The following is a 24,167-nucleotide window of genomic DNA, read 5'->3' as shown; positions in this document are numbered from 1 at the left end:
GGAGGCTCTCCGGCCGGGGCGCATCATGCCCGCCGGCCCGCGGCGCCGCGCAGCGCCTTGGCCAGAAGGCGGAAATCATCCGCACGCGCGGAGCTGCGCCGCCAGACCAGCACGACCCGGCGCGGCGCAGCGTCCGGCGCGGGAACGAGGGCGATCTCATGCCCCTCGGCGATGCCGGCCTCGACGGCGAGCTGAGGCAGCAGAGTGACTCCAAGTCCCTCTTCGACCATCGCTACCAGCGTCGGCAGGCTGGTGGCCGCAAAGCTGCGGTCCTCGTGGATCTCAGCCTCGCCGAAGGCCGAAAGCGCATGCCGTTGCAGGCAATGGCCGCGTTCAAGCAGCATCATCGAACGCCCCGAGAGATCGGCGCGCCCAACCCGCGGTAGATTCGCCAGCGGATGAACGCGCGCGCAGGCCAGCACATAGCCATCCTCGAACAGGTCCTCGCGCGAAAGCTCGCCGATGTCGAAGGGCAGGGCCACGATGGCCGCATCCAGACGCCCGTCAGAGAGCGCGTCGATGAGCGGCTCGGTCCGGTCCTCGCGTAGATAGAGCCTGAGCCCCGGGAACTCGCGGCGCAGATGCGGCATCACCCGCGGTAGGAGATAGGGGCCGACAGTGGGGATGACGCCAAGGCGCAGCTCGCCCGAAAGCGCCGCGCCGCTCGCCTGTACGAGATCCACCAGCGCCTCGGCCTCGCGCAGGATGCGCCGGGCACGCTCGGCAATTTCTCGGCCGATGGCGGTCAGGATCACCTGCCGCCTGGTGCGCTCCGCGAGCGTTGTGCCGAGTGTGGCCTCAAGCTCCTGCATCCCCTTGCTCAGCGTCGATTGCGTGACATGGCAGCGCTCCGCCGCCCGCCCGAAATGCAGCTCGTCGGCCAGCGCGACGAGGTAGCGCAGATGACGGAGGTTGGGCGGGTGGCGCATTCTTTATTCCAATTTACGATCACTGTGACGAAACTAATTCGTTTCACTCATGTAGCGCAAGCCGCTATCTCTGCCTCACCGAAACCGACGGGCCAAGGAGACCCCCATGAACGCAGTCACCCCGATCTCGCTGCCGCGCCTGAACGAGCCGGCGCCCGACTTCAGCGCGCCCACCACCCACGGGCCCAGATCGCTCGCCGACTATCGCGGCAAGTGGCTGGTGCTGTTCTCGCACCCGGCCGATTTCACACCCGTGTGCACCACCGAATTTACCGCCTTCGCCCGCAAGGCGGATGATTTCGCCGCGCTTGGCTGCGAGTTGCTGGGCCTGTCGATCGACAGCCATTACGCCCACATCGCCTGGGTGCGAAACATCAAGGAGAAGTTCGGCGTCGAGATCCCCTTCCCGATCATCGCCGATCTCTCGATGCAGGTGCCCATGCCTACGGCATGATCCAGCCCGGCGCCTCGGACACCGCGGCGGTGCGCGCGACCTTCGTCATCGACCCCGAGGGCAAGCTGCGCGCGATGCTCTACTATCCGATGACCAACGGCCGCTCGGTCGACGAAGTCTTCCGTCTTGTGCAGTCGCTCCAGACTTCGGACAAGCACAAGGTCGCTACGCCCGAGGGCTGGCAGCCTGGCGACAAGGTGATCGTGCCGCCGCCCGCCACCGCCGCGGCCGCCGAAACCCGCGCCGGGGAAGGCTACGAGACCACCGACTGGTATTTCTCCACGCGCTCGCTCTGACGCGAGACCCGTGGGCCGGCGCCCTTGTCGCGCCGGCCCGCCACGATCGCCCGACGCCGAAAGGAGCCCCTACATGACCTCGCCCATCGTGAAACCGTTCTACGACGCGCCCACGGGAAGTTGGCAATACGTCTTTCACGATCCCGAGACGCGCCAGGCCGCGATCGTCGATCCGGTGCTGGACTTCGATCCGCTCGCCGGCGCCACGGCCACCCGCCGCGCCGAGGAGATCCTCGCCCATGTCGAGGCGGAGCGGCTGGAGATCGTCTGGATCCTCGACACCCATCCCCATGCCGATCACTTCTCGGCTGCGCCCTGGCTGAAGGCGCGTCTCGGCGCGCCGACGGCGATCGGCGAGACGGTGGTCGAGGTGCAGAAGCTCTGGAAGGAGATCTACAACCTCCCCGACAGCTTCCCGACCGATGGCTCGCAATGGGACCGGCTGTTCGCCGACGGCGCGCGCTTCATGGTGGGCAACGTTCCGGTCGAGGTTCTGTTCACCCCCGGCCACACTCTCGCCTCCATCGCCTATGTGGCGGGCGATGCGGCCTTCGTGCACGACACGCTGATGATGCCGGATTCGGGCACCTCGCGGGCGGATTTCCCGGGCGGGGACGCGGGCGTGCTGCATGACAGCATCGCGCGCATCCTGGCGCTGCCGGAGGAGACGCGGGTCTTTGTTGGCCACGACTATGCGCCGGAAGGCCGTGAGCCCCTGTGCGAGAGCACCGTGCGCGCGCAGCGCGAGACGAACATCCATATCCGCGACGGGTTCGCGCGCGCCGATTTCATTGCGCGGCGCGATGCGCGCGATGCTACCCTACCGTTGCCAAAGCTGATGCTGGCGGCGCTGCAGGTGAACATCCGCGGCGGCCGGCTGCCGGAACCGGAGGTGAACGGCCGCAACTACCTGAAGATCCCGCTCAACCACTTCGCGGGCAGATTTTCCGACTGAAAAGCGAAAGGAGACATCTTGATGAACACGAATACGGACATGAGCGCCGACGCGAAACTGGCGGTGGCGACGGGCCTCGAGCAGGTTCTCGGCGCGACCTTCACGCTCTATTTCAGGGCGCACAGCTTCCATTGGAACGTCGAGGGGCCGATGTTCTTCGGTTTGCACGCGGCCTTCGAGGAGGACTACACCGACCTCTGGAACAGCATCGATGGGTATGCCGAGCGCATCCGCGCCCTCGGGGCGAAGGCGCCCGACAGCCTGACGCGCCTCATCAGCTCGTCGGAACTACGCGAGAGCGACGCTGCCTCCGACGCCGTGGCGATGGTGCGCGAGATGGTGGCGGGTCATCATGCCGTCGCCGGAATCATCCGCACCACGCTGCGAACCGCACAGGAGCATGGCGACGAAGTCTCAGCCGGACTTCTGGCGGATCGGCTGCAGTTCCATGAAAAGCGCGCCTGGATGCTCGGCTGCCTGACGGCCTGAGCCGGAGCGGGGAGCTGGGGCGGTGACCCGCAGCCCGTCCCCGCCATCGCTCACCCTGTTCCGACCCCGTCGCGCGGTCGCGGTTCGGCCTCGGGATAGCCGTCGGGTAAATGGAAGATCCGGTCTAAAGCGGTCGTATAGCTGGCGGTCGGATGCGGATTTCGAATTTTGCCCATTTTGATGGCTCCAAGCCATCAACCGGAAACTCGTTCGAAATCGGACTTGGCGGGAGCGCCGGTTACAGGAGCTTTTCGAATGCGCCAGGATGTGATAGAGAGTCGGCATATACACGGAGAAGCCGACAGATCATCACATGCCTGCGCATCGCGCTGAATCTCAGAAAGAAACAGCCGTCAGACTCCTTGGCGAGCAAGGCATCATGCGCCTGTCGGAGCTGAAGGCGGCCGGGGTCCATTATCAGACACTGGCCCGGATGGCGGAAAACGGCTCCGTCCTGCGTGTCGGCCGCGGCCTCTACCAGCTTCCCGAGGCCGATTACTCCCTGACCCACAGCCTTGCAGAGGTGGCCAAGGCCGTGCCGAAAGGGGTGATCTGCCTCATCTCGGCTCTCCAGTTCCATGAACTCACGCTTCAGGCCCCACCCCATGTATGGGTCGCCATCGGGCGCAAGGACCGGATGCCGAGCATCAGCTATCCCCCGGTCCGGGCCATCCGGTTTGGCGAAAAGGCCATGTCGGTCGGCGTCGAACGCCATGTGATCGACAAGGTCGAAACGCCCATCTTCGATCCGGCCAAGACCATCGTCGACTGCTTCCGCTATCGCAAGGAGATCGGCATCGACATCGCCCTCGAAGGGCTCCGCAACGGGATCCGCAGACGCAAGGCGCATCCCGACCGGATCGCCGCCTATGCCAGGGATCTGCATATCTGGTCGGTTCTCAAGCCCTATCTCGACGCGACGGTGGCCGATGAAGGATAAACGCAAGAACGTCGCCCAATCGGTGCGCGACCGGCTCCGGACGGTCACCGTTCGACTGCGCCTGGACTACAACCTCGTTCTGACCCGCTACGTGCTTGAGCGCTTGCTCTATCGCCTGAGCGTGTCGTCGCAGCGGGATCGCTTCGCGCTCAAAGGCGCCATGCTGTTCGTCGTCTGGACGACGGACATCATTCGCCCGACGCAGGATCTCGACCTGCTTGGTTTCGGCGATTCCGACGTCGATGCGCTACGAGATGCGTTCCGCGACATCATGGGCACGCCTGTTGCGGATGACGGTGTCGTATTTGATCTCGACTCGGTGCGCGCCGAGCCGATCCGGGCGGAGCAGCTCTACGACGGCGTTCGGGTCAGCGCGCTGTCGTTCATCGGCACGGCGCGCGTGCCGATCCAGATCGACATCGGTTTTGGGGACGCCGTCACGCCAAGCCTGGAGGAGCAGGAATATCCGGCGCTGCTCGATGCCCCGGCGCCGCGCCTCAAAACCTATCCGCGCGAAACGGTCATTGCCGAGAAACTCGAAGCGGTCGTCGATATTGGCACCCGCACCAGCCGAATGAAGGACTATTACGATCTGCTGTCCATGGCTCGCCTCTTTGCATTTGACGGACAGACGCTCGCGCAGGCCATTCGGGCCACCTTCGACCGCCGCAAGACAGAGCTGCCGGACACGGTGCCGCCGGCGTTATCGCAGGACTTCGCCGCCGACGCGGACGCCATGGAGCGCTGGAATGCGTTCGTCCGGCGAACGCCGCTGCTGATCGATCCGCCGAACCTGGCCAGTGTCGTCGAGGAGATCACGAGGTTCGTCATGCCGCCGACAATTGCGGCGGCATCGGGAAAGTCGTTCGCGCAGAATTGGCGGCCATCCGAGGGATGGACGGCAGAAGTGTCAGAAGAGCGTACATAAGGGCCATAAGAATAATCCGCGCCTCGGGCGATCCTTTTCCGGTGTGTACCCATATTGGAAAGGTTCGACCCATGAAGGAGAAGGAGGACCAGACGGCCGCGGTCATCCCGCCCCCGGCGAACGATAACGGCCCCGAGCAAGGGGCAGCGCAAGAAGCGGAGCGGCACCTGGATACCATTGCGCGAGCCATCGGCCGCCATATTGCTCGCGAACACATCAGGGCCTGGGAGCGGGAGCGGCGGAAGCGGGCGGCCAACGACAATGAGGGACGGTCTGCCAGCGGCAGGCAAAACGCCCCAGTGGGGCGTTTTGAGGCCCGAATGCCAAAGGAAGAGGAGCGGGAACCGGATGGGTGAAATCCGCCCTTGAGAGAAAGGAAAGTCTCATGACCCGCGTTGCGCTATACGCCCGCTATTCCTCGGACAATCAGAGCGTTTCCTCGATCGAGGACCAGTTCCGCATCTGCCGGGACCAGGCGGCGCGGGAGAAGTTCAAGGTGGTGGGGGCCTACAAGGACGCCGCCATTTCGGGCGCGAGCGTCACCCTGCGGCCGGGCATCCAGGCGCTCTTGCAGGACGCGCAGGCGGGCAAGTTCGAGGTCGTGCTGGCGGAGGCGTTGGACCGCATCAGCCGCGACCAGGCCGATGTCGCCATCCTCTACAAGCATTTCAAATTTGCCGGCGTGACGCTCGTGACGCTCGCCGAGGGCGAGATCTCCGAGCTGCACGTCGGTCTCAAGGGCACGATGAACGCCCTGTTCCTGAAAGATCTCGCCGCCAAGACCCATCGCGGCCTGCGCGGCCGCGTCGAGAAGGGAAAGGCGGGCGGCGGCCTCTGCTATGGCTATGACGTTGTGAAACGTCTCAACGGCGATGGCGAGCAGGTGCGCGGCGAACGGAAGATCAACGAAGCCGAGGCCGAGATCGTCCGCCGCATCTTTCGCGAATTCGCCGCCGGCAAGAGCCCCAAGGCTATCGCCGCCGATCTCAACCGCGACGGTATTCCCGGTCCCAATGGCAAGGCTTGGGGAGACACCACGATTCGCGGCCATGTCTGCCGGGGCACCGGCATCGTCAACAACGAGCTCTATGCCGGCGTGCTGGTCTGGAACCGGCTGCGCTACATCAAGAACCCGGCGACGGGAAAGCGCGTCTCGCGGGTCAATCCGGAGTCCGAATGGATCAGGACCGAGGTGCCGGACCTGCGCATCGTGGATGAAGACCTTTGGCAGGCAGCGCGGCGGCGGCAGGAGGAGATCTCGAAGCAGTTCGAGAATGTCACCAAAGGCGTGCGCGCCTATCGTGCCAGGCACGTCAACGAGCTGCGCCGCCCGGCCTTTCTGTTTTCGGGCCTGCTCAAATGCGGCTGCTGCGGTGGCAACTACGGCATCATCACCCGTGACCGGTATGGCTGTCTCAATCGCTATCGCCGGGGTACCTGCGACAACGGCCATACCATCCGTCGCGATGACATCGAGCAGCGTATTCTCTCCGGCCTTACCGAACGGCTGGTTTCGGCCGACCGGGTCGCCAAGGCCGTGCGCGCCTATGCCGAAGCGCTCAACAGTCAGAACCGTGAACGCCGGGCGCAGGCGGAGCTTGACCGCAAGGCGCTGGAGAAGATCGAACGCGGCATCGCCGGTATCATCGCGGCGATCGAGGATGGCATGTATCAGCCGGCCATGAAGGATCGGATGGAAGACCTGGAACGCCAGAAGGCGGATGTCCTGGCGCGCATGGAACAGGCGCCCGAGGACGTTCCGGACATCCACCCCAACATTGCCGAAATCTACAAGGCCAAGGTGACGCAATTAAGCGAGGCTCTGGCCGATCCCGAACTGCGCGATCAGGCCGCCGAGGCGTTCCGCGCGCTGGTGGACGAAGTGGTGCTTGAGCCCGGCGACAAGCGCGGCGAGGTCAACGCCACCTTACGCGGCGAGGTAATGAACATCCTCGACATCGTTTCCGGGCGCAAAGTCCGAAATCGGCCTCAAGTTATAACAAAAGACGTTGCGGGTCCCCGCAACCAGCTTATCCTGCGACGGGTCGCTCTTGCCGAGCGGCCCGTTTTCGTTTGCGGCAAGCGCCAGAATTCCGGCGAGGTCACCGTAAAGGTCCATGTCGAGCTTGCCTTCGACAGTCGCGTCAGTTCGATCCGTTCGATCAACACGCACTCCGCTTCATGAAGGAAGGTTCTCGGCTTGGCTTCGTTACCCCTGCGAGCTGGCTGACTGCAGACTACGCGCTTTCGCTTCAAGAGGTGCTTCTGGGTAAGATCCGACTTGCCGCCATCATTGCGTCCAGCGCAGGATCGGCATGCCGGTGAGTTCGGTCCCGTTATCCGAAACACAGACCCGGGGCTGCCCCCGCGCAGCGATCACCGCATCCAGCTCGCGGGCCACCTGGCACCCGACAGCGAGGTGTTGGCCACCAGGCACAGGCATTCACGGGTGAAGTCGTCGACCACCGCCAGGATCCGGAAACGCCGACCATCGGTCAGGCTGTCGCTGACAAAATCCAGTGACCAGCGCTGGTTGGGCCCTTGTGGCAAGGCCAGTGGGGCGCGCGTGCCAAGGGCACGTTTGCGGCCGCCCCGGCGCCGGACCTGCAGTCGCTCTGTGTGCCTGTCGCGCATATCGGTTGCCAAGGACAAGGCCGAACAAACTCTGGGTCGCCGTTCAGCTGGCTGCTCGATCAGATCAACCGTGCCAGCCGCCTAATTCGGCGCAGCACCTCATCCTTCGGAAGGAACACGAGATCATCCTCGTGAAGAATCCGCAGCGCGTCATACAGCCTGCGCAGGGGGACAATCGAATGGGTTTCGAGTTCATCCGTGAGCCACAGCACCCCGTGCACCTCAACCCCGTTGCCTTCAGCCACGGCCCTTAGTGGACCGTCGCCGGTAAGCAGGATGCTGTCTTCGATATCTTCAGCCAGCGTCAGGGCGAAGCAGTCGTTGAGCGTGAGCCGTTTGTGCTGGTTGAAATAGCGCGCGGCGCGCATCACCGCCGTTCCCGGAAGATCGCGCACTTCCAGCCCCCCCGTCGCGCAGCGCCTTCTTCTCCGCGGCTGTCAGGCAGAGCCATTCATCCTCGAACAGAGGAGTCGGCGTCACGAACGTGTACGGGAGCCGCAAGACGGCCTCCAGGAGCGCCGTCTTTCTCAGATCGATCATGCATGATGTGTCACTCACGATGATCCGCATCGGCTCCAGCAGGCCCCCTCAATCCGTATTCGATCATCTCCAATGGCTGCTGAAGCAACTCGCTTGCCTTGCCCGGTGAAATGAGTCCTTCGGCCAGCGCCCGGTAGCAAAGGCGCTCGAAACGCCGGGGAAACTCATGACGGCCCTCTTCGTCGCGAGCTTCGAGGGGCGCGGGCTCGTTCGTGCGCCACCCCCTTGCGAAGGTCTGGAAAGCGTAGGCAAGGGTCGATTCGTCAATGACGCCGATCTGCCGCAGGCGGACAAGCAGGGCCGATGCGCTCACGCGGTACATACGCTTGAGCTGGATCAGCTCCTGATAGCCCACCGCCTTTCTGCTCTTGCCGATCTCGCGAACGAGGTGTGCCCGCGGCACAAGAAAGGCGCCGGCAAACACGTTTGAAGCCTTCTCATGGTGCACCGTCGAGCTGTCATCGATCAGACGGTGCGCGAGTTCGTGCGCAAGGGTTAGCCGCCGCCTTTCCAGCGTGGCATTTCGGTTCACGACAATCACCGGAACCTTGATTTTCTGGCGGGGCCGCCGGACAAGGCAGGTGAGCCCCGATACGCTGCCGGGCAGGGGTATCAACAACACCTTGATTCCCCGGTCCTCCAGCAGGGAGGTCATGTTGGGAATAGGATCGATCCCGAGTTGCCATTCCCTGCGCACATCCTCGGCAAGAATCTCGCCCTCGTCCTCCCTTCCGAGAAACCGGTTTCCGAAACGTGGGGCGCGCCAGGCCCCGCTATCGAGGTCGAGAATTTCCTCGACCGTCAGATAGCGTTGCAGGCAATCGATTACCTCGGCCTCGACCCGCGCCCGGTCGCTGGCAGAGGTGCCGGAAAGTTTCCGGAACTCGACAGCCTCAAGCTCTTCGACCTGCTCGCTCAGGAGATATTCGAGGGAGACGCCAAGCACCTTCGTCAAGCGCGCCAGCACGCCTGAACTCGGCATCATCTCGCCGCGCTCGTACTTGCCGATCGCTTGCGCGGTCACTTCTCCGCCGAGCGCGTCCGAGAGGCCGCGCAGCGAATAGCCGGCCTTCTTCCTCGCAAGTTTCAGGCGATCTCCGAACATGGGGTCCTTGGTGCTTGAAGTTTACAGTTTTAAATCTTATCTTGAAATTGTAAACCAACTCCTTCCGCTGTGTCAAACTTTTCGAGCAAGGAAGCTGTTGGAAAACGAATGAAAATACGGGAGCTTACGATGAGCAAACGCAATCAGCATGTTGTCCCGCACGACGGCGGATGGGCGGTTCGCGGGGCCGGCAGCCAGCGGGCTACCTCGGTTCATGCCACCCAGCAGCAGGCGATCGACGCCGGACGCGCGATCGCCCGCCATCAGGGGACGGAGCTGCTCATTCACGGTCGCGACGGACGCATTCGCGAGCGTGATTCCCACGGGAATGATTCGTTTCCGCCGCGGGGCTGATCGCCCATGGCACGCGGCCCGGAACAGCAGCGGATCGGAGGTTGCCCGTGAACATCACGGCTATCGATCAGGCGCCAAGAAGGCGAGAGAATCGTCCGGCGCCCAAGCCGGACCGGCGCCTGGTCTTTATCAGCCACGCCAATCCGCAGGACAATCCAGCCGCGGCTTGGTTTGCAACGCAGCTTACGTTGCTCGGCTACGAAGAACCTGCGCATCGACAATTTCATCGTCCCCGTCCGGATCGAGAAGCTGACCCGGTCGCTGCCGATCCTCCTCAATACGGGGCTCTACATCAACGCGGAGAACTGGGCCGCCGGGCTCAAGGACCTCGTCGAACGGCTCAATGAAGATGGCGTGCCCAAGCGCGCGGTCATCGATTTCGAAAGGATCGCGTCCTGGTGGCCAGCGATGTCCGCCGAGAGCGTGGTCCGGCTAAACGAAGAAGAGGATCTCGTTTCCAACATTCTCAGCATCACCGCCCTTCCTGAAACCATCCATCTCCTCAAGGTTTCCTCGGAGGGCAACCCGATCGTCGGATACGAGCGACTGCAAAAGGCGCTTCCATCCAATCCCGCACACTATGCCTACCGCGATTTTGCCGTCACTTTCGCAGCGCCGTTTGATTTCGCCGAACTCACAAGCGGGTATGACTTTGAGTCCACCTATGCGCGCTCAAGACGCGCGAAATCCAAGCGGTGCCAACAGCCGACAACAAACTCGATACGCCGGCGGACTCCGCTTCCAGGCGAGGCGTTCTTGTTCGCTTCTAAACTGTCAGAAACAGACATATATTTCTGACAGAGGAGTTGAGCCATGAACACGATGGCCAAGACCATACTGGAACACACCAAGGGATTGCCCGAGGGGACGCCGATCTGCGCCAAGGAGCTTCTGCACCTGGGCGGACGCGCGGCTGTCGATCAGGCGTTGTCCCGCCTGCTCAGGCGCGGCCATCTCATGCGTGTCGGTCGCGGCGTCTATGTCCGCCCCGTCGAGGGCCGCTTCGGCAAGCGCGCGCCTTCGGCATCAAGCGTGGTCGAGAACATCGCCCGCGTCACTGGCGAGGCCATAGCACCGCATGGCGCTGCCGTGGCCAACAAGCTCGGCCTGACGACGCAGGTTCCCGTCCGTTCTGTCTACATCACGTCTGGCCGGAGTCGTCAGTTGAAGCTCGGCTCGCAGGTCGTGGAACTTCGTCATGCGCCCCATTGGCAACTGGCGCTCGGCAACCAGCCTTCCGGGGAAGTGCTCCGGGCTCTGGCCTGGCTTGGCCCCGAGAAGGCCGGTGCGGCCTTGCGCACACTCAAGCGGAAGCTCTCCGCGCCCGAACTTCAGGCGATCGCATCGGCGCGCTCACTTCTGCCGTCCTGGCTCGCCAAGCAAGTAAGCGAAGTCGTCTTGAACCTGGGAGCAAGCTCTGCTTCGGGTCAAAAAAGCGACAGATGATGAATTCGCAGCGCGCAGTCAGGATGACTAAACCCATTCAGCATCGCCTGCTGGCCGCGCTTCTCCCGAAGATCCCCTGAGATATCCTTAGCTGCGGGCTGCATTCATTAGATGAGGATCGGCAATCCAGCCTTCGAGCGGATCGAGGTTATCAGGCTTGCCGAAGCCGTTCTCCCGCTGCGACCACGCCCAAGCGGCCTGCACGGCGCAGAGCAGCGCATCGAGATGGTCAGCGCCGGGGTCCTTGCATAAATTGAGTGGTGCTTCGATGTTGAAGCCATAGCGAGCGTCCGCTTCTTTTGTCAGTTGCTGAAAGAGGGAAAGCCGCGCGTCCAACTGTTCTCGCGTCTGCTTTCGCTTCGCATCGTTCTTGTAGCTTTGCCGGTCGATCAGCGTACGGGCTACAATACCCGGATAGGCTTCGACGACGATGCGCGACGGGTCGCCCTGATGCACGTGCGGGATTGTAACGCCGGATTTGAGCAGGCGCGGCGCGCCCTCGAAAAACATCAGCCCAACAGGTACGCCATAGAGCTTCTGAGGGCTGATCGAGCCAGCGGTCTTATCCGTGGCGCGCCGATGTTCTTTGTCACCGGCAAGGCGGCTTTCTTTGTACCGGGTCAGGATGTCGCGAAAGCCAGGGCGATCAAACGTGGCGACGTGCGCGACGTAGGATGCCCAAGAGAGCGGCCAGCCGATCGTCTCAACGAAGCGGCGTGACTGGCCGAATGGAAAGTCGATGCCGGCGACCCAGGGACCTGGACGCCGGAGGGCGGTCTCAAACGCGCTGAAGTTCGGCCACTCTTCCAGTCTGCCGGCTATCAGCGTGTTGCTCTCCAGCACGCAGTGCAGGGCGGTGATCGGCTTGCGGCGAGAGGGAGAGCTCGTGAAATCGATGCCAATGATCTGCATGGAGGCCTACGCAGCCCTTCTCAGCAGGACATTGTGATCCTCGAACCCGTGGGCCAAGAGTGCGGTCAGGGCTTCGGCATGGGCCTTCCGGCTGTGATCCTCGTCAATGAGATGCTCAATGAGCCGGAGCCTTGCCATATGGTCATCGCTGAGCGCGTGGTGGTGAACTCCGGCAATGACGAGCGTCAGATACCAGTCGAAAGGCTTTAGCTGGCAGTCGATCGTGCCGGCGATGTAAGTGGTGGCCGTTATCCGTTCTCCGGTGCCTGTCTCCGCGGAGAAGTCATCCATACGTTCCTAGCCGGGGACTTCCGCGCGGTCGAGTTCCGCTCGGTCGCATCTATCGATCTCGAACAGCACGCCAGGAGTCGCAACATCGGCGGCGGCTACCCCCGGCGGCAGGCTGCGGCGGAACCCGGCAGAGCGGGCGGCGAGTTCGACGGCGAGGTCGGTCAGCGCCGTGCGGTGCTTCGAGCTCTCGCTGATGAGCAGCGGCTCCATCAGGCCGATGCTCTCGCCGCGATCGGCGGGAGCCTTGTCTTTGGCCGGATTTTTGTCCGCTTTTATGTCCGGTTTTGAATTGCTCATAATCCCAATTATGGCATGAACTTATGAGCTACGACAGCTTCATTTCATGCCGTCTTATGTCCGGTTTATATGCCGGACGCCGGTGCGATCTCGTCCTGATCCTTCCGGTCGCTTCCTCGCCTTCGATTAGGGCGTCTTCACGCAGGTCGTCAAGGAATTTCAACGACAAAGCCGTCGGGCTGACGGTAGAGCAGCGAGCGCTTGACCTGCCGGTCCGTGAGGCCCGTACGCCTCATCACCTCTTCCTTGAACGGCTTGCATTGTACGTAGCTCATGCGGCCGTCGACCATGGCTTTTCCACGGGCGTCGGGCCGGTCGGCCTGAGGCTCTTGGCACAGCGCTGCGTGCTGGTTCGACAGCACAGCGTCTTTCGCTGGCTCAAACACGGCGTCCAGATGGCGAATGACGGTCATGGGAAAGGATGACCTCGCGGTACTTTCCCCGCGCATGGACATGCCGAAGGACATCGTCGGCAATGTTCCAAATGAATTACTGATGTTGAGATTGCTCCTGATGCGCCCTTTGGGTGCATTTCCTATTGCCCGTCACCGAGCTCGCGCTTCTCGTACACGGTCGTTATCCGCGCACCGTCCCAGACATAGCAAAGATGTCGCTCTTGTCGTGCGTTAGAGAGTAGCGGCGGGCGGAACACGGCGACGCACTCCCCGCCGTCGCATCGCACGCTGTCGTAGACGATGCCATTCGAGCCACCCTTGCGCGCCACCTTCGCAAGGTGCTGGGCCGCGGCATAGTTGTCCTTGCGGTAGACCAGCGGATACGTGGCCTTTTGTCCCCGGAGGTCGTGCAGTTCCCCTGCAAGATCGACCAGATAGACACGCATATCGAGTTCCATGTGCGCTTGCGCGGTAGCCCGCATGAAGCGCTCGCGGTGGTATCTCGTCTCGGCGATGGCCGTGTCGAGGTTGTTGGCCGCGTAGAACACGCCATAGGTCCCGTCGGTGAACCGGCTTCCATCGGGATTGAGGTGGGTGAAAGCCGCCATGATGACGCTCGTGCCGGGGCCGCTGATCCGGTCCTCCTGCGGCACGAGCCTTATTTCGCCAGCTTCATCGCGTAGACGAGGATTGGTCAGGGACTCCAGCTCGAAGATGGCTTCGAGGTCATCCGGCTCGGTCACCCGCTCGAACAGCTGAATCGGAGGAAAGCGGCTGGGTATGATCCGCCAGCACGGCATCCATTCGACATAGGCGACCGGCAACGTCATGTCCAACCGCCGCGCTGGGCGTCCAGGTACTGGCGGACAACGAAAAGGTCGGCTACCTGGCCAGACAACATGCGGTCGAGCGCCGACTTGCCTGCGAACAGGGGGGCTTGGTTCGGTTGCTTGACCCAGGCGTCTGCTGCTGCCTCGTCAGGTAGAAGGATTTGAAGCGCCTTGTAGATCCCGAGAATGTAGGAGATGCGCTCCAGCGTGTCCTTCGGCAACACCGTATTCGGGTCCTTCTTCCATTTGAAGAACGTCGAGCGCGCCGTCACGCCGAGAAGCGTCATTTGCTCGTCGACCGACAAGTCCCACAATTTGGCGATGCGAAAGAACGTCCGTAGTGCCGGGCCAGAAAGGCCTTTGCGATCAATCGCGGATGCTGGTTGTCCATGCGCAGCCATGACACCATCCAATAGCGGATTATATAATCATGGTAGTCTATATATGGACTTTATGGAAGGTGTACTATCAGTGATGTCCTTGAGCCGCATCGCTCCTGGCCGACGCCTAAAAGGCCGGATTGAGTTAATGTTAACTATTGCTTACACTAAGTCATATAGTGTAAAGTTTAGTGAGCATTATGAGGGCCAAACCAGAAGCGACCTTGCCCATGCCGGTGCGCCGCGCTCTCAAGAAACTGGGCGCGGACATCCGCGATGCACGCCGCCGCCGGAGAATCCCGACGACGATCATGGCAGAGCGCGCGCTCATCAGCCGTGTGACGCTTACCAAGGTTGAGAAGGGAGACCCCAGCGTCAGCCTGGGCATCTACGCCACGGTGCTCTTTGTCCTTGGTATGACAGAACGCCTGGCCGAACTGGCCGACCCCAAACACGACGCCATCGGCCTCAGCCTGGAAGATGAATTGCTGCCGCAGCGCATCCGCAGCCCGCAGAGGCCGAAGGGGAATGGCTGATGAACCGCGAGATGTTCGTCTACATCGACCTTCAAGGGAAGCCGATCCTGGTCGGCCGCCTGTGGTCGCGTATCCGCAAGGGGCGCGAGAGCGCCACCTTTGAGTATGATCCTTCATGGCGCGTTCACCCGGAGCGCTTTGCGCTGGAGCCCGCATTCGCGCTTGCGCCGGGGCCATTCCATACGCCACCGGAGAAAACCCTCTTTGGCGCGATTGGTGATTCTGCCTCCGACCGTTGGGGGCGCGTGCTCATGCGCCGTGCCGAACGTCGCCGTGCCGAGCGGGAAGGACAGATGCCCCGCACGCTGTTTGAGGCAGATTTCTTGCTGATGGTGGACGATGTGGCGCGTCAGGGAGCCTTGCGGTTCAAGTCCGACCTGGATGGGCCGTTTCTGGCCCCGGAAAACGGTGTGCGGATTCCGCCGCTGATCGAACTGCCCCGCTTGCTGTCCGCAGCCGAGCGGCTTGCCAATGAGGAAGAGGATGACGAAGATCTGCGACTGCTGATCGTGCCAGGCTCATCCTTGGGTGGTGCACGCCCCAAGGCATCCGTCCGCGACCATGACGGCCACCTGGCGCTGGCCAAGTTCCCGCACAAGCAGGACGACATCAGCGTGGTCCTATGGGAGGGCGTCGCTCTGTCACTGGCTGAGAAGGCAGGGATTGCCGTGCCGAGTTGGCGTATCGAGCGCATCGGCGGCAAGCCTGTCATTCTCATTCGCCGCTTCGACCGCGCCGGTGGTGCGCGTATCCCGTTCCTGTCCGCCATGAGCATGTTGGGCGCTAACGACAACGAACAACATTCCTACCTGGAGATCGCCGATGCTCTGCGGCAATACGGGGCCGCGACCAAGGACGATCTTGCCCAGCTCTGGCGGCGGATCGTGTTCAGCGTCCTCATCTCCAATACCGACGACCACCTGCGGAATTATGGGTTCCTGTATTGCAGCTATGAGGGCTGGCGACTGTCGCCCGCCTACGATCTCAATCCTGTGCCCGTGGACATTCGCCCGCGCATCCTCTCCACGGCCATCGACATGGATGATCCTACGGCTTCCTTCGAGTTGGCGCTTAGCACGGCCGACTACTACGGCCTCAGGCAGGGGGAGGCGAAGGATATTGCTCGGCAGGTCGCACATGCTGTTGCCGACTGGCGAGGCGAGGCTGTAAGGCTGGGCATATCATCGCGCGAGATCGAGCGCATGGCATCGGCCTTCGAGCACGAGGACGCCAGGAAGGCGCTCGCCTAAAGGGCGTCGGCCGGCTAGCGCGTTGCGACACGGTGCGCCTCCAGCCAGTGCTCGAAGGCCGCACGCTCAATCAGCACCCGTCCGCCAATACGGATGATGCAGACATTGAAGCCATTTCTATCCACATTGAAATCCACCCGCGAATCATCGATTCCGTAAAGGCGGGGTAGGCAGCAGCATGCTGCTTCACGATCATCAGGTTTTCTGGTGCAACAGTCATTCATGAAATCCCCCAAATAGTTTGTGGTTGCTCAGCCCCTCCTGAAAGATCACGCAGTCGTCGCGGAAATCGGTCCCCATGAGTTTCTGAGGAGAGGCCACCCGACCCTCGCCGCTCCAGATGGATGTGCTCCGATGGCCGTGTCGAGGATGTTGGCCGCGTAGAACACGCCACAGGTCCCGTCGGTAAACCGGCTCCCATCGGGATTGAGGTGGGTGAAAGCCGCCATGATGACGTTCGTGCCGGGCCGCTGATCCGGTCCTTCTGCGGCATGAGCCTTATTTCGCCAGCTTCATCGCGTAGACGAGGCTTGGTCAGGGACTCCAGCTCGAAGATGGCTTCGAGCCGTTCAGGGCGAACGGCGATTTCATGCTTGCCCCCCTTCCTGACGCATCGCGCGACTACTTTAAGGGACAAACCCGGCTAAATGCACCCGTTAAAATAAAATTCTTATATGAAAAGTGATTTAAAACAAACAGTTACAAAGATATCAGAATTCTCTTTCCATATTCTGAAAGAATAGCCATGATGTCGAAAAATACCTGGGAGAAACGTGTGAGCAGGGTCATCCGCTTCTGCGAGGATGCAGCAAGGGCCGTTGGCATCGCCGCCTTGCTGCTGATCATGGTGATCATCGCCTGCGACGTGGTGCTGCGCTACGTCGCCAACGCACCGCTGGCCTGGGCCTACGATTTCATCGGCCTTTATCTGATGCCAGCATTGTTCTTCCTGCCGCTGGGCTATGTCCAGCGCTGCCAGGGCAATATTGCCGTCGATCTGCTGGTGCAGCTTTTGCCGGCGCGCGGCCGCCGCTTGCTCTTCCGACTCGGGAACCTAGTCGCGACCGTCCTTTTTGCTGCGACCTGGCATCTCTATGTGCAGAAGAGCAGCATCGCCATTGAGACCGGCGAAGAGATCATCGGCCCCAGGGTGTGGATCACCTGGCCCATTTACGCAATGGTCGCCCTGGGCCTGACCTTCTTCGTGTTGCGTCTGATCTATCAGGTGTTCCAATCGCCAGACGACCTTGATCGCGATGCGGCGGTGGGAGGCCATAGCCAATGAGCCTCGTCTTGATCGCGACTCTGGCATTGGCTGCGATGCTGATCCTCGGGGTGCCGGTGGCCTTCGCGCTCGGCATCGCCGGCGCGCTCGGCCTTTACATGCTCGGCGGCTGGAGCGTGTTGTCGGGGATTCTGCAGACCACGACGCTGTCCAGCGTCAATTCATACGAGCTTGTCTCCATCCCGATGTTCATCCTGATGGCGGAGTTCGTCATCCTCAGCGGCATCGCCAATGGCCTGTTCAATGCCGCTGCGCTCTGGGTCGGACGGCTGCGCGGCGGACTGGCCATGGCCACAGCTTTGGCCGGCGCTGGCTTCGGCGCCATCTCGGGCTCGAGCACGGCCTCGGCAGCGACATTGGCCTCGACCAGCCTGCCGGCGATGCTCAGGCAGGGCTACGATCCCAAGCTGGCCAGTGGCGTGGTCGCCATATCGGGGACGCTTGCGATGCTGATCCCGCCCAGCGTGGCCCTCGTGCTCTACGGCGTAATCGCCGATATCAGCGTCGGCAAGCTGCTGATCGCCGGCGTCATTCCCGGACTGATCGTGACGGCAGCCATCATGCTGACGGTCTGGGGCGTAGTGCTGATCGACAAAGAAGCGGCGCCGAGGGCATCCTCGGCCAGCTGGGCGGCGAAGCTGCGAGTGCTCAAGGAACTCGGGCCGATGCTGCTGCTCTTCGGCCTGATTACGGTCTGCATCTATACCGGACTGGCAACACCGACCGAGGCCTCTGCCATTGGCGCGGCGGGCGCACTCCTTTTGGCTCTGCGCAGCCCCGATTTCACCCGAGAGGGCTTCGTCAACGCCTGCTCGCGCGCCGTGCAGACCACCTGCATGATCCTGCTGATCATCATCGGCGCGCATATTTTCGGCTACTTCTTCACCCTGACCCGTACCACCTATTCGATCGTGACGTGGGTCTCCACCCTGCCGCTCGATCCTTATGTGATCCTGGCGATCATACTGTTCGGCTATATCCTGCTCGGCTGCGTGATGGACCAGGCGGCGATCCTGATCCTCACCGTGCCGATCGTGCTGCCAGTCATCAAGGCACTTGGCTTCGACCCGATCTGGTTCGGCGTCATTGTCGTGGTGACGGCCGAACTTGGCATGGTGACGCCGCCCGTCGGCCTGAATGTCTTCGTAGTGTCGAAAACCACGGGAATGCCGCTGCGGACTGTGTTTGCGGGCGTCGTGCCGCACATCGTCGCGCATATCCTCGTGCTGATCCTGCTCGCCGCAGTACCCGGCCTGGTGCTCTGGCTGCCGCAGAACATGCAATAGCCAACAAGAAGGAATAGGAGGAACGCTATCGTGAAGCCCGCTTTGACAACGACGGCCATTCTTGGCCTGGCTCTGGCCGCAACATGGTCGGCCAATGCACAGGCGCAGATCACCTTGAAGGTGGCCGATTCATTTCCCGCCGGACACTATGTCACGCGCTACATGACCAAGCCCTGGATGGAGGAAGTGACCGAGAAGACCGGCGGCAAGGTCAAGTTCGAGCATTACCCGGCCGAACAGCTCGGCAAGCTGAAGGACATGCTGATGCTGGCGCAGTCCGGCGTGACCGACATCGCCTATGTCGTCCCTTCGATCGTGCCGGACAAGATGCCGCTGTCGCCGGTGGCCGAGCTTCCGCTGCCCGAGGCGGTCGGCTGCAACGGCGCGATGGCCTATTACAAGGTGGTCAACCAAAACAGTCAGCTGCGCAGGCTCGACTTCGAAGCCAACAAGGTGCGGCCGATCCTGGTGCAGAACCTGCCCCCCGTATCAGGTCTTCACGGGCAAGCAGATCAATGGCCTGAAGGATCTGCAGGGCATGAAGATCCGCGTCACCGGCTCGGCCAAGGCGGCGGTGATGGAGCGCTTCGGATCCGTCCCGGTGCAGATTCCGACCCCGGAAGTCCGCGAGGCGCTTTCGCGGGGCACCGTGGACGGCATCATGTTCGTCTATTCCAGCCTGTTCCCCTATGACCTGCATCCGCTGGTCAAGACCGCCACGACGGATCTCAATTTTGGCGGCTGGATCTCCGCCTATCTCATCAGTGAGGCGAAGTGGAATGCTCTCCCGGCTGATGTGCAAGAGATCATGACCACGCTTGGCGAAAAATACACACGCCGGAACTGCGAGCTGGTCATGCAGGACGATGCGAAAGACCGCGATCGCTTGGTGCAGGGCGGCACGAAGCTGCTGCAGCTTTCGGCAGAAGAGAAGGCGGAATTCGCCAGCAAGACCGCCGATGTCGCCGAAAAATGGGCAGCCGACCTCGACAAGCGCGGTCGGGCCGGCAGCGCGGTGCTGAAGGAATACAGGGAAGCCCTGAAGGCAAACTGAAGGCATAGCCCCGGTCTGCCTGATGCAGGCCGGGGCCATTTTTTATGGTCGATGAGGCGCGTGATGCCGCTGTCTGGCGTGAGAATTCTGGATTTGACGACGGTGTTGATGGGGCCTTATGCCACGCAGCTGCTGGGCGATTTCGGCGCCGATGTCATCAAGATCGAAGCGGCCAACGGCGATTCGGTACGTGGCATCGGCCCGATGCGGCACAAGGGCATGGGCGCGGCTTTTCTCGCGGTCAATCGCAACAAGCGAAGCATCGTCATCGACCTGAAACGGCCGCAGGGGCGGGAGCTTTTGCTCGACATGGCGCGCCGGGCCGATGTGCTGGTCTATAACCTGCGTCCCCATGTGATGGAGAAGCTGGGCCTTGCTTACGAGGCCTTTGCCGAGGTCAATCCAGCCTTGCTGTATGTGGGCGTCTATGGCTATGGCCGGAGGGGGCGCTACGCCACGCGACCGGCTTATGACGACCTGATTCAGGCCATGACGGCAATCCCGTCCTTGTACAGCCAGTCCTCGGGCAACGATCCGCGCTATGTACCATTCCCGGTTGTCGATCGTTTCGTCGGCATGTATGCGGCGCTGGTGGTGGCGTCGGCCCTCTATGAGCGGAAAAACTCCGGCAAGGGGCAGCGCATTGACGTGCCGATGTTCGAAACCATGACCAGCGTGGTTCTGGGCGACCATATCGGTGGCCGCGGCTTCGTGCCGCCGCTCGGGCCGCCCGGATATGCGCGGCAGCTCTCGCGCAGCCGTCGCCCCTTTCCTACCAGCGACGGATATCTCGCGATCCTGCCCTATAATGACGAACAATGGCGCCGCTTTTTCCGCGCCGTCGGCCATCTGGAGGCATTCGAGAAGGATCCGCGCTTTGCCGATATCGGCCTGCGCACGCGCAATATCGACGCGCTCTATGACATTGTCGCAAAGATCCTGCTGACCCGCACGACGTCCGAGTGGCTCAAGGTGATGGCGGAAGCCGATATCCCGGCAACGCCGCTTTACACTTTGGACGATGTATTCGACGACCCGCATCTGCAGGAAGTCGGCTTCTTCCGCGAATGCGAGCATCCTTCCGAAGGGCGGGTGCTGTCCATGCGCGTGCCGTCGGAATGGTCGCGCACGCAACCGGATTACAACCGTCCGGCTCCCCGTCATGGCGCGGATTACCGGGATATCCTGCAGGATATGGGCGTCTCACAAGAGCGCATCGCCGCGCTGACCGCGAGCCAGGTCGTCATGCAACCGGCGGGCGCCGAGGAATGAGCGGCAAGGGCGTCCTCGCCGGCATTCGCGTCGTCGAATTCGCCGGCATCGGTCCCTGTCCGATGGCAGCCATGCTGCTTGCCGATCTCGGGGCCGAGGTGCTGCGGATCGACCGCATGGTCAAGGTGCAAATGGGAACCCCGAAGCCGGAGCGCTACAACCTTCTGCTGCGCAGCCGTCCGAGCATCGATCTCGATCTTAAGTCTGCCGAGGGGCGTGCCATGGCGCTGACCCTGATCGAGAAGGCGGATATCCTGCTGGAGGGTTTCCGGCCAGGCGTCATGGAGCGCCTCGGCCTGGGGCCGCAGGAATGCTTCAAGCGCAACCCCCGCCTCGTCTATGGCAGGGTCACCGGCTGGGGTCAGGAGGGGCCGCTGAGCAGCCGCGCCGGCCATGATCTCAACTATATCGCGCTGAGCGGCGCGCTGGATGCCATTGGCCTCAAGGACGGCCCGCCGGTGCCGCCGTTGAATCTGGTCGGCGATTTCGGCGGCGGCGCCCTTTATGCCGCGATGGGCGTGCTGGCCGCCCTGATCTCGGCGCGCAGTTCGGGAAAGGGGCAGGTTGTCGATGCGGCCATGGTCGATGGCGCGCTGTCGCTGATGACCATTTTTTACGGCATCCACGCCGCCGGATTGTTTTCCACGCAACGCGGCAGCAATGCGCTCGATGGCAGCGATCCCTTCTATGCCGTGTATGAATGCAGCGACGGCAAGTATCTGTCCGTCGCTCCGATCGAAACCCGCTTTCGGGAAGTCTTCGTCGACATCCTGGGGCTGGATTTGCGCGGGGGCGATCTTGTTCCGGCAACGCCGCAGGACAAGCAGCGGGTGCGCGACCTGATCGCCGCACGCCTGCGGACCAGGTCGCGAGATGAATGGGCTGCGCTCTTTGCCGACAGCGATGCCTGCGTGGCCCCGGTATTATCGGTGGCGGAAGCGCCGCATCATCCTCACCTCGTCAGCCGCGGCTCGTTCACCGAAATCGACGGCGTGCTGCAGCCGGTCCCCGCGCCACGCATGCCAGGCAATGATGCGAAGCCGCAGATGGCGCGGCGCGGCGATCCGGACGAGGCGCTTGCCGCCTGGGGCGTGACTGCCGACATGGTGGCTTCGTTGCGCCAGGCTGGACTGCTTGCATAGGAGGGAGCGATGACGCATTTCAGCTTCACCTACCGGAATGCCGATCTTGAGGCCTACAGCGATTTCCGGCAGCAGATCCGCCGCTTTCTATCCAGAGATCCGGCCGCACAGACGCCGCGCGCCGATTGCTGGTCGCAGTTCGATGCCGGCTTCAGCCGTCGCCTGGCCGAAGAAGGGCTGCTTGGACTGACCTGGCCGAAGCAGTATGGCGGGCAGGAGCGTTCGGCGCTTGAGCGTTTCATTCTGTTGGAGGAATTGCTGGCCGCAGGCGTTCCGGTGGCGGCCCACTGGATTTCCGAACGCCAGGTCGGACCGCTGCTGCTGCGCTATGGCACCGAGGCGCAGAAAGAGGCCTATCTTCCCGCTATCCTGAGGGCGGAATTGTTCTTTTGCATCGGCCTCAGCGAGCCCGACAGCGGATCCGATCTTGCAAGCCTGCGGACCAGGGCCGACCGGACCGAGGGCGGTTGGATTGTGAATGGGCGCAAGATCTGGACCTCGAATGCGCATCGGTCGCATTTCATGGTGCTGCTATGCCGCACCAGTCCGGGATCGCAGCGGCATCAGGGGCTGTCGCAGCTGATCATCGACATGAAATCGCCCGGATTGACCATCCGGCCGATTCCCAACATCTCGCGCGAGCACGAATTCAACGAAGTGACTTTCGACGATGTCTTCGTGCCCGAAGACCGGCTGATCGGCAGCGAGGGCAATGGCTGGGAGCAGGTCACCAGTGAACTGGCCTTCGAGCGCAGCGGCCCGGAGCGCTTCATGTCGTCCTTTGTCCTGCTGCGGCAATTGCGGCAATCCGGGCATCAACTGCCGCCTGAGATGCTCGGAGAACTGACGGGCCGGTTCATGGCGTTGCGGTCGTTGTCGATCTCGGTGGCGGCAATGCTGGATGAAGGCAAACTGCCGAATCTGGAAGCGGCTTTGGTCAAGGAGCTTGGCTCCCGTCTGGAGCAGGATATCGGCGAGGCTTTGCTGAACTGTCTGGACGCAATGCCGGATCCGGACAGTGCGGCATCCTATGAACGGCTGTTGGCCCAGAACCTGCTCCATGCCCCGTCCTACTCCATTCGTGGCGGTGCGCGCGAGATCTTGCGCGGCATCATCGCCCGCGGCCTGGGGATGCGCTGATGTCTGAACAAAATCCCGTCTACGCCTCGGTCCAACACGCGCTTGAGGCGATCTCGCCGCTGCGCTGCGGCGGGAAGCTTCCTCCCGAAGCGGCCTGGCTGGAACTATGGCCCGCGCTGGAGCAGGACGGTTTCACCTTGCCGTCCGTGCCCGCGGATCTGGGCGGCTCCGATGGCGGCTGGGAGGAGGAACTTGCAGTCGTCGAGGCTTCGGCAGCCATGGCTGCCGCCTTGCCGTTGCCGGAGACTGCCGCCGTTGGTGCCCTACTGGCACAAGCCGGAGCGGCCATTCCTCCCGGGCCGCTGACCTTTGCGGCACCCAACCAGTGCAAGGAGCTGAGCCTTTCGGATGGCGCGCTGTCCGGCATTGTTCGGCACCTGCCGTGGGGGCGGCATGCCGGACATGCATTGCTGCCGCTGCGCGATGGCGTGGCGCTGGTCGCCCTGGCAGGCGGATCGGTGACGCGGGCCGCCAATCTGGCAGGTCATCCCCGCGATATGGTTGTCTTTGAGCAGCTGCGGCCACTGGCCATGCTGCCCGGCGTCTTCAGTGATCTGCTCTGGTTGCGCGGCGCTGCCATGCGCTCGGCCCAGATTGTTGCAGGCGCGAGCAAGGCCCTGGAACTGGCCATCGAATATTCCAGGACGCGGGTGCAGTTCGGTCGACCGCTGGCCGGCTTTCAGGCCGTGCAGCATCAGATCGCCGATGCCGCCAGCAAGCTGGCGGCAGCCCGCCTCGCGGTCCAGGCGGCCTATGACCGCCTCGGTGCGGGCGAGCCCAGCGAGATGGCGGTCGCGACGGCCAGGATCAATGCCTGCCTGGCCGGCGCGGCCTGTGCTGGTGTGGCGCATCAGGTCCATGGCGCCATCGGCTATACCTGGGAATACGATTTGCGGCTTCACACCACCGCCATACAGGCCTGGCGCGCCGAGTTTGGCAGCTTGCGCTACTGGAGCGGTCGGCTGGGAGAACTGGTTGCGAAGGACGAGGCTGCCGATCTTTGGCATATGATCACGGGCTAACGGGA

General features: G+C 62.6%; 30 protein-coding genes and 2 pseudogenes. 21 read left to right on the top strand and 11 right to left on the bottom strand.

Annotation, left to right across the window (positions count from 1 at the left end; all coding sequences use genetic code 11):
- Positions 1-23: 23 nt before the first annotated feature.
- Entirely contained in the window at positions 24-929 is a 906-nt protein-coding gene (locus Q0603_RS04020; protein ID WP_298722432.1) for a hydrogen peroxide-inducible genes activator, read from the bottom strand.
- Between the two features lie 106 nt (positions 930-1,035).
- Between Q0603_RS04020 and Q0603_RS04015 the strand changes: the two genes are divergently transcribed.
- From Q0603_RS04015 to Q0603_RS03980, 8 genes are all read left to right on the top strand, one after another.
- Complete coding sequence (locus Q0603_RS04015) at positions 1,036-1,383, top strand: redoxin domain-containing protein (RefSeq protein ID WP_298722429.1); 348 nt, start codon at positions 1,036-1,038, stop codon at positions 1,381-1,383.
- Positions 1,380-1,679, top strand: coding sequence for a hypothetical protein (locus tag Q0603_RS04010; protein WP_298722426.1), 300 nt, complete (start codon positions 1,380-1,382; stop codon positions 1,677-1,679). Before Q0603_RS04015 ends, Q0603_RS04010 begins: the two co-directional genes overlap by 4 nt.
- A gap of 73 nt (positions 1,680-1,752) precedes the next feature.
- Positions 1,753-2,634 (top strand): MBL fold metallo-hydrolase, encoded by an 882-nt coding sequence (locus Q0603_RS04005; protein ID WP_298722423.1) that lies wholly within the window; start codon positions 1,753-1,755, stop codon positions 2,632-2,634.
- A gap of 21 nt (positions 2,635-2,655) precedes the next feature.
- A complete protein-coding gene (locus tag Q0603_RS04000) occupies positions 2,656-3,123 on the top strand; it encodes a ferritin-like domain-containing protein (protein ID WP_298722419.1) in 468 nt (155 codons plus the stop codon).
- Between the two features lie 313 nt (positions 3,124-3,436).
- The gene (locus Q0603_RS03995) at positions 3,437-4,063 is read left to right on the top strand and encodes a type IV toxin-antitoxin system AbiEi family antitoxin domain-containing protein (RefSeq protein WP_366132445.1); all 627 of its coding nucleotides are present in this window, start codon (positions 3,437-3,439) and stop codon (positions 4,061-4,063) included.
- Positions 4,053-4,991 carry a nucleotidyl transferase AbiEii/AbiGii toxin family protein gene (locus tag Q0603_RS03990; RefSeq protein WP_298722413.1) on the top strand — a complete coding sequence of 313 codons (939 nt, stop codon included), beginning with the start codon at positions 4,053-4,055 and terminating at the stop codon, positions 4,989-4,991. The genes Q0603_RS03995 and Q0603_RS03990 overlap by 11 nt, the downstream gene beginning before the upstream one ends.
- A 71-nt stretch (positions 4,992-5,062) precedes the next feature.
- Complete coding sequence (locus Q0603_RS03985) at positions 5,063-5,347, top strand: hypothetical protein (RefSeq protein WP_298722410.1); 285 nt, start codon at positions 5,063-5,065, stop codon at positions 5,345-5,347.
- A 29-nt stretch (positions 5,348-5,376) separates the two neighbouring features.
- Positions 5,377-7,176, top strand: coding sequence for a recombinase family protein (locus tag Q0603_RS03980; protein ID WP_298722406.1), 1,800 nt, complete (start codon positions 5,377-5,379; stop codon positions 7,174-7,176).
- A gap of 114 nt (positions 7,177-7,290) precedes the next feature.
- Here the strand turns inward: Q0603_RS03980 and Q0603_RS03975 are convergent.
- The 3 genes and pseudogenes from Q0603_RS03975 to Q0603_RS03965 all read right to left on the bottom strand — a co-directional run.
- A pseudogene (locus Q0603_RS03975) lies at positions 7,291-7,607 on the bottom strand (DDE-type integrase/transposase/recombinase); the annotation flags it as partial.
- Between the two features lie 77 nt (positions 7,608-7,684).
- Positions 7,685-8,020, bottom strand: a complete 336-nt coding sequence (locus Q0603_RS03970; protein WP_298722403.1) for a hypothetical protein — start codon at positions 8,018-8,020, stop codon at positions 7,685-7,687.
- Positions 8,021-8,175: 155 nt separating this feature from the next.
- The gene (locus Q0603_RS03965; protein ID WP_298722399.1) at positions 8,176-9,270 is read right to left on the bottom strand and encodes an XRE family transcriptional regulator; all 1,095 of its coding nucleotides are present in this window, start codon (positions 9,268-9,270) and stop codon (positions 8,176-8,178) included.
- A 129-nt stretch (positions 9,271-9,399) separates the two neighbouring features.
- On the opposite strand from Q0603_RS03965, the gene Q0603_RS03960 reads away from it, so the two are divergent.
- From Q0603_RS03960 to Q0603_RS03950, 3 genes are all read left to right on the top strand, one after another.
- Positions 9,400-9,624, top strand: coding sequence for a DUF2188 domain-containing protein (locus tag Q0603_RS03960; protein ID WP_298722396.1), 225 nt, complete (start codon positions 9,400-9,402; stop codon positions 9,622-9,624).
- A gap of 171 nt (positions 9,625-9,795) precedes the next feature.
- Entirely contained in the window at positions 9,796-10,422 is a 627-nt protein-coding gene (locus Q0603_RS03955) for a hypothetical protein (protein ID WP_298722393.1), read from the top strand.
- 15 nt (positions 10,423-10,437) lie between these two features.
- Positions 10,438-11,070 carry a DUF6088 family protein gene (locus Q0603_RS03950; RefSeq protein WP_298722390.1) on the top strand — a complete coding sequence of 211 codons (633 nt, stop codon included), beginning with the start codon at positions 10,438-10,440 and terminating at the stop codon, positions 11,068-11,070.
- Positions 11,071-11,157: 87 nt separating this feature from the next.
- On the opposite strand, the gene Q0603_RS03945 is transcribed toward Q0603_RS03950, so the two are convergent.
- From Q0603_RS03945 to Q0603_RS03920, 6 genes are all read right to left on the bottom strand, one after another.
- On the bottom strand, positions 11,158-11,982 hold the full coding sequence (locus tag Q0603_RS03945) for a DUF429 domain-containing protein (protein ID WP_298722388.1): 825 nt from the start codon (positions 11,980-11,982) through the stop codon (positions 11,158-11,160).
- A gap of 6 nt (positions 11,983-11,988) precedes the next feature.
- Complete coding sequence (locus Q0603_RS03940) at positions 11,989-12,273, bottom strand: hypothetical protein (protein ID WP_298722385.1); 285 nt, start codon at positions 12,271-12,273, stop codon at positions 11,989-11,991.
- A 6-nt stretch (positions 12,274-12,279) separates the two neighbouring features.
- A complete protein-coding gene (locus Q0603_RS03935; RefSeq protein ID WP_298722382.1) occupies positions 12,280-12,570 on the bottom strand; it encodes a hypothetical protein in 291 nt (96 codons plus the stop codon).
- Positions 12,571-12,719: 149 nt separating this feature from the next.
- Complete coding sequence (locus Q0603_RS03930; protein ID WP_298722380.1) at positions 12,720-12,983, bottom strand: hypothetical protein; 264 nt, start codon at positions 12,981-12,983, stop codon at positions 12,720-12,722.
- 122 nt (positions 12,984-13,105) lie between these two features.
- The gene (locus tag Q0603_RS03925; protein WP_298722377.1) at positions 13,106-13,795 is read right to left on the bottom strand and encodes an RES family NAD+ phosphorylase; all 690 of its coding nucleotides are present in this window, start codon (positions 13,793-13,795) and stop codon (positions 13,106-13,108) included.
- On the bottom strand, positions 13,792-14,196 hold the full coding sequence (locus Q0603_RS03920) for an MbcA/ParS/Xre antitoxin family protein (RefSeq protein ID WP_298722372.1): 405 nt from the start codon (positions 14,194-14,196) through the stop codon (positions 13,792-13,794). Before Q0603_RS03920 ends, Q0603_RS03925 begins: the two co-directional genes overlap by 4 nt.
- A 209-nt stretch (positions 14,197-14,405) precedes the next feature.
- On the opposite strand from Q0603_RS03920, the gene Q0603_RS03915 reads away from it, so the two are divergent.
- Together Q0603_RS03915 and Q0603_RS03910 are read left to right on the top strand one after the other, a co-directional pair.
- Positions 14,406-14,711 (top strand): hypothetical protein, encoded by a 306-nt coding sequence (locus Q0603_RS03915; RefSeq protein WP_298722369.1) that lies wholly within the window; start codon positions 14,406-14,408, stop codon positions 14,709-14,711.
- On the top strand, positions 14,711-15,961 hold the full coding sequence (locus Q0603_RS03910) for a HipA domain-containing protein (RefSeq protein WP_298722366.1): 1,251 nt from the start codon (positions 14,711-14,713) through the stop codon (positions 15,959-15,961). Before Q0603_RS03915 ends, Q0603_RS03910 begins: the two co-directional genes overlap by 1 nt.
- Positions 15,962-16,230: 269 nt before the next feature.
- On the opposite strand, the gene Q0603_RS19310 is transcribed toward Q0603_RS03910, so the two are convergent.
- Positions 16,231-16,410 carry an RES domain-containing protein gene (locus tag Q0603_RS19310; RefSeq protein ID WP_366132444.1) on the bottom strand — a complete coding sequence of 60 codons (180 nt, stop codon included), beginning with the start codon at positions 16,408-16,410 and terminating at the stop codon, positions 16,231-16,233.
- Positions 16,411-16,736: 326 nt separating this feature from the next.
- Between Q0603_RS19310 and Q0603_RS03905 the strand changes: the two genes are divergently transcribed.
- From Q0603_RS03905 to Q0603_RS03870, 8 genes and pseudogenes are all read left to right on the top strand, one after another.
- Positions 16,737-17,246: a TRAP transporter small permease gene (locus Q0603_RS03905; protein ID WP_298722363.1), complete on the top strand. Its 510-nt coding sequence runs from the start codon at positions 16,737-16,739 to the stop codon at positions 17,244-17,246.
- The gene (locus tag Q0603_RS03900) at positions 17,243-18,532 is read left to right on the top strand and encodes a TRAP transporter large permease (RefSeq protein WP_298722360.1); all 1,290 of its coding nucleotides are present in this window, start codon (positions 17,243-17,245) and stop codon (positions 18,530-18,532) included. The genes Q0603_RS03905 and Q0603_RS03900 overlap by 4 nt, the downstream gene beginning before the upstream one ends.
- A 30-nt stretch (positions 18,533-18,562) precedes the next feature.
- Positions 18,563-18,877 (top strand): annotated as a pseudogene (locus Q0603_RS03895) (hypothetical protein); the annotation flags it as partial.
- The gene (dctP, locus tag Q0603_RS03890; protein ID WP_366132443.1) at positions 18,831-19,586 is read left to right on the top strand and encodes a TRAP transporter substrate-binding protein DctP; all 756 of its coding nucleotides are present in this window, start codon (positions 18,831-18,833) and stop codon (positions 19,584-19,586) included. The pseudogene Q0603_RS03895 and the gene dctP, both read left to right, overlap by 47 nt.
- Positions 19,587-19,649: 63 nt before the next feature.
- Positions 19,650-20,858: a CoA transferase gene (locus tag Q0603_RS03885; protein WP_298722354.1), complete on the top strand. Its 1,209-nt coding sequence runs from the start codon at positions 19,650-19,652 to the stop codon at positions 20,856-20,858.
- Positions 20,855-22,000: a CaiB/BaiF CoA-transferase family protein gene (locus Q0603_RS03880; RefSeq protein ID WP_298722351.1), complete on the top strand. Its 1,146-nt coding sequence runs from the start codon at positions 20,855-20,857 to the stop codon at positions 21,998-22,000. The genes Q0603_RS03885 and Q0603_RS03880 overlap by 4 nt, the downstream gene beginning before the upstream one ends.
- 9 nt (positions 22,001-22,009) lie before the next feature.
- A complete protein-coding gene (locus tag Q0603_RS03875; RefSeq protein WP_298722348.1) occupies positions 22,010-23,140 on the top strand; it encodes an acyl-CoA dehydrogenase family protein in 1,131 nt (376 codons plus the stop codon).
- Positions 23,140-24,162, top strand: a complete 1,023-nt coding sequence (locus tag Q0603_RS03870; protein WP_298722345.1) for an acyl-CoA dehydrogenase — start codon at positions 23,140-23,142, stop codon at positions 24,160-24,162. The genes Q0603_RS03875 and Q0603_RS03870 overlap by 1 nt, the downstream gene beginning before the upstream one ends.
- The last annotated feature ends 5 nt before the right edge of the window (positions 24,163-24,167 follow it).

Source organism: uncultured Ferrovibrio sp. (assembly GCF_937960835.1).
Lineage (GTDB): Bacteria > Pseudomonadota > Alphaproteobacteria > Ferrovibrionales > Ferrovibrionaceae > Ferrovibrio.
Note: the sequence above shows the minus strand (reverse complement) of the source record. Positions and strands in the feature narration are given on the sequence as shown.

Bases quoted from the DNA above. Each gene is read 5' to 3' on its own strand.
- Q0603_RS04020 (WP_298722432.1), bottom strand. From the start codon at position 929: ATGCGCCACCCGCCCAACCTCCGTCATCTGCGCTACCTCGTCGCGCTG.
- Q0603_RS04015 (WP_298722429.1), top strand. From the start codon at position 1,036: ATGAACGCAGTCACCCCGATCTCGCTGCCGCGCCTGAACGAGCCGGCG.
- Q0603_RS04010 (WP_298722426.1), top strand. From the start codon at position 1,380: ATGATCCAGCCCGGCGCCTCGGACACCGCGGCGGTGCGCGCGACCTTC.
- Q0603_RS04005 (WP_298722423.1), top strand. From the start codon at position 1,753: ATGACCTCGCCCATCGTGAAACCGTTCTACGACGCGCCCACGGGAAGT.
- Q0603_RS04000 (WP_298722419.1), top strand. From the start codon at position 2,656: ATGAACACGAATACGGACATGAGCGCCGACGCGAAACTGGCGGTGGCG.
- Q0603_RS03995 (WP_366132445.1), top strand. From the start codon at position 3,437: ATGCCTGCGCATCGCGCTGAATCTCAGAAAGAAACAGCCGTCAGACTC.
- Q0603_RS03990 (WP_298722413.1), top strand. From the start codon at position 4,053: ATGAAGGATAAACGCAAGAACGTCGCCCAATCGGTGCGCGACCGGCTC.
- Q0603_RS03985 (WP_298722410.1), top strand. From the start codon at position 5,063: ATGAAGGAGAAGGAGGACCAGACGGCCGCGGTCATCCCGCCCCCGGCG.
- Q0603_RS03980 (WP_298722406.1), top strand. From the start codon at position 5,377: ATGACCCGCGTTGCGCTATACGCCCGCTATTCCTCGGACAATCAGAGC.
- Q0603_RS03965 (WP_298722399.1), bottom strand. From the start codon at position 9,270: ATGTTCGGAGATCGCCTGAAACTTGCGAGGAAGAAGGCCGGCTATTCG.
- Q0603_RS03960 (WP_298722396.1), top strand. From the start codon at position 9,400: ATGAGCAAACGCAATCAGCATGTTGTCCCGCACGACGGCGGATGGGCG.
- Q0603_RS03950 (WP_298722390.1), top strand. From the start codon at position 10,438: ATGAACACGATGGCCAAGACCATACTGGAACACACCAAGGGATTGCCC.
- Q0603_RS03945 (WP_298722388.1), bottom strand. From the start codon at position 11,982: ATGCAGATCATTGGCATCGATTTCACGAGCTCTCCCTCTCGCCGCAAG.
- Q0603_RS03940 (WP_298722385.1), bottom strand. From the start codon at position 12,273: ATGGATGACTTCTCCGCGGAGACAGGCACCGGAGAACGGATAACGGCC.
- Q0603_RS03935 (WP_298722382.1), bottom strand. From the start codon at position 12,570: ATGAGCAATTCAAAACCGGACATAAAAGCGGACAAAAATCCGGCCAAA.
- Q0603_RS03930 (WP_298722380.1), bottom strand. From the start codon at position 12,983: ATGACCGTCATTCGCCATCTGGACGCCGTGTTTGAGCCAGCGAAAGAC.
- Q0603_RS03925 (WP_298722377.1), bottom strand. From the start codon at position 13,795: ATGACGTTGCCGGTCGCCTATGTCGAATGGATGCCGTGCTGGCGGATC.
- Q0603_RS03920 (WP_298722372.1), bottom strand. From the start codon at position 14,196: ATGGCTGCGCATGGACAACCAGCATCCGCGATTGATCGCAAAGGCCTT.
- Q0603_RS03915 (WP_298722369.1), top strand. From the start codon at position 14,406: ATGCCGGTGCGCCGCGCTCTCAAGAAACTGGGCGCGGACATCCGCGAT.
- Q0603_RS03910 (WP_298722366.1), top strand. From the start codon at position 14,711: ATGAACCGCGAGATGTTCGTCTACATCGACCTTCAAGGGAAGCCGATC.
- Q0603_RS19310 (WP_366132444.1), bottom strand. From the start codon at position 16,410: ATGGCGGCTTTCACCCACCTCAATCCCGATGGGAGCCGGTTTACCGAC.
- Q0603_RS03900 (WP_298722360.1), top strand. From the start codon at position 17,243: ATGAGCCTCGTCTTGATCGCGACTCTGGCATTGGCTGCGATGCTGATC.
- dctP (WP_366132443.1), top strand. From the start codon at position 18,831: ATGTCGTCCCTTCGATCGTGCCGGACAAGATGCCGCTGTCGCCGGTGG.
- Q0603_RS03885 (WP_298722354.1), top strand. From the start codon at position 19,650: ATGCCGCTGTCTGGCGTGAGAATTCTGGATTTGACGACGGTGTTGATG.
- Q0603_RS03880 (WP_298722351.1), top strand. From the start codon at position 20,855: ATGAGCGGCAAGGGCGTCCTCGCCGGCATTCGCGTCGTCGAATTCGCC.
- Q0603_RS03875 (WP_298722348.1), top strand. From the start codon at position 22,010: ATGACGCATTTCAGCTTCACCTACCGGAATGCCGATCTTGAGGCCTAC.
- Q0603_RS03870 (WP_298722345.1), top strand. From the start codon at position 23,140: ATGTCTGAACAAAATCCCGTCTACGCCTCGGTCCAACACGCGCTTGAG.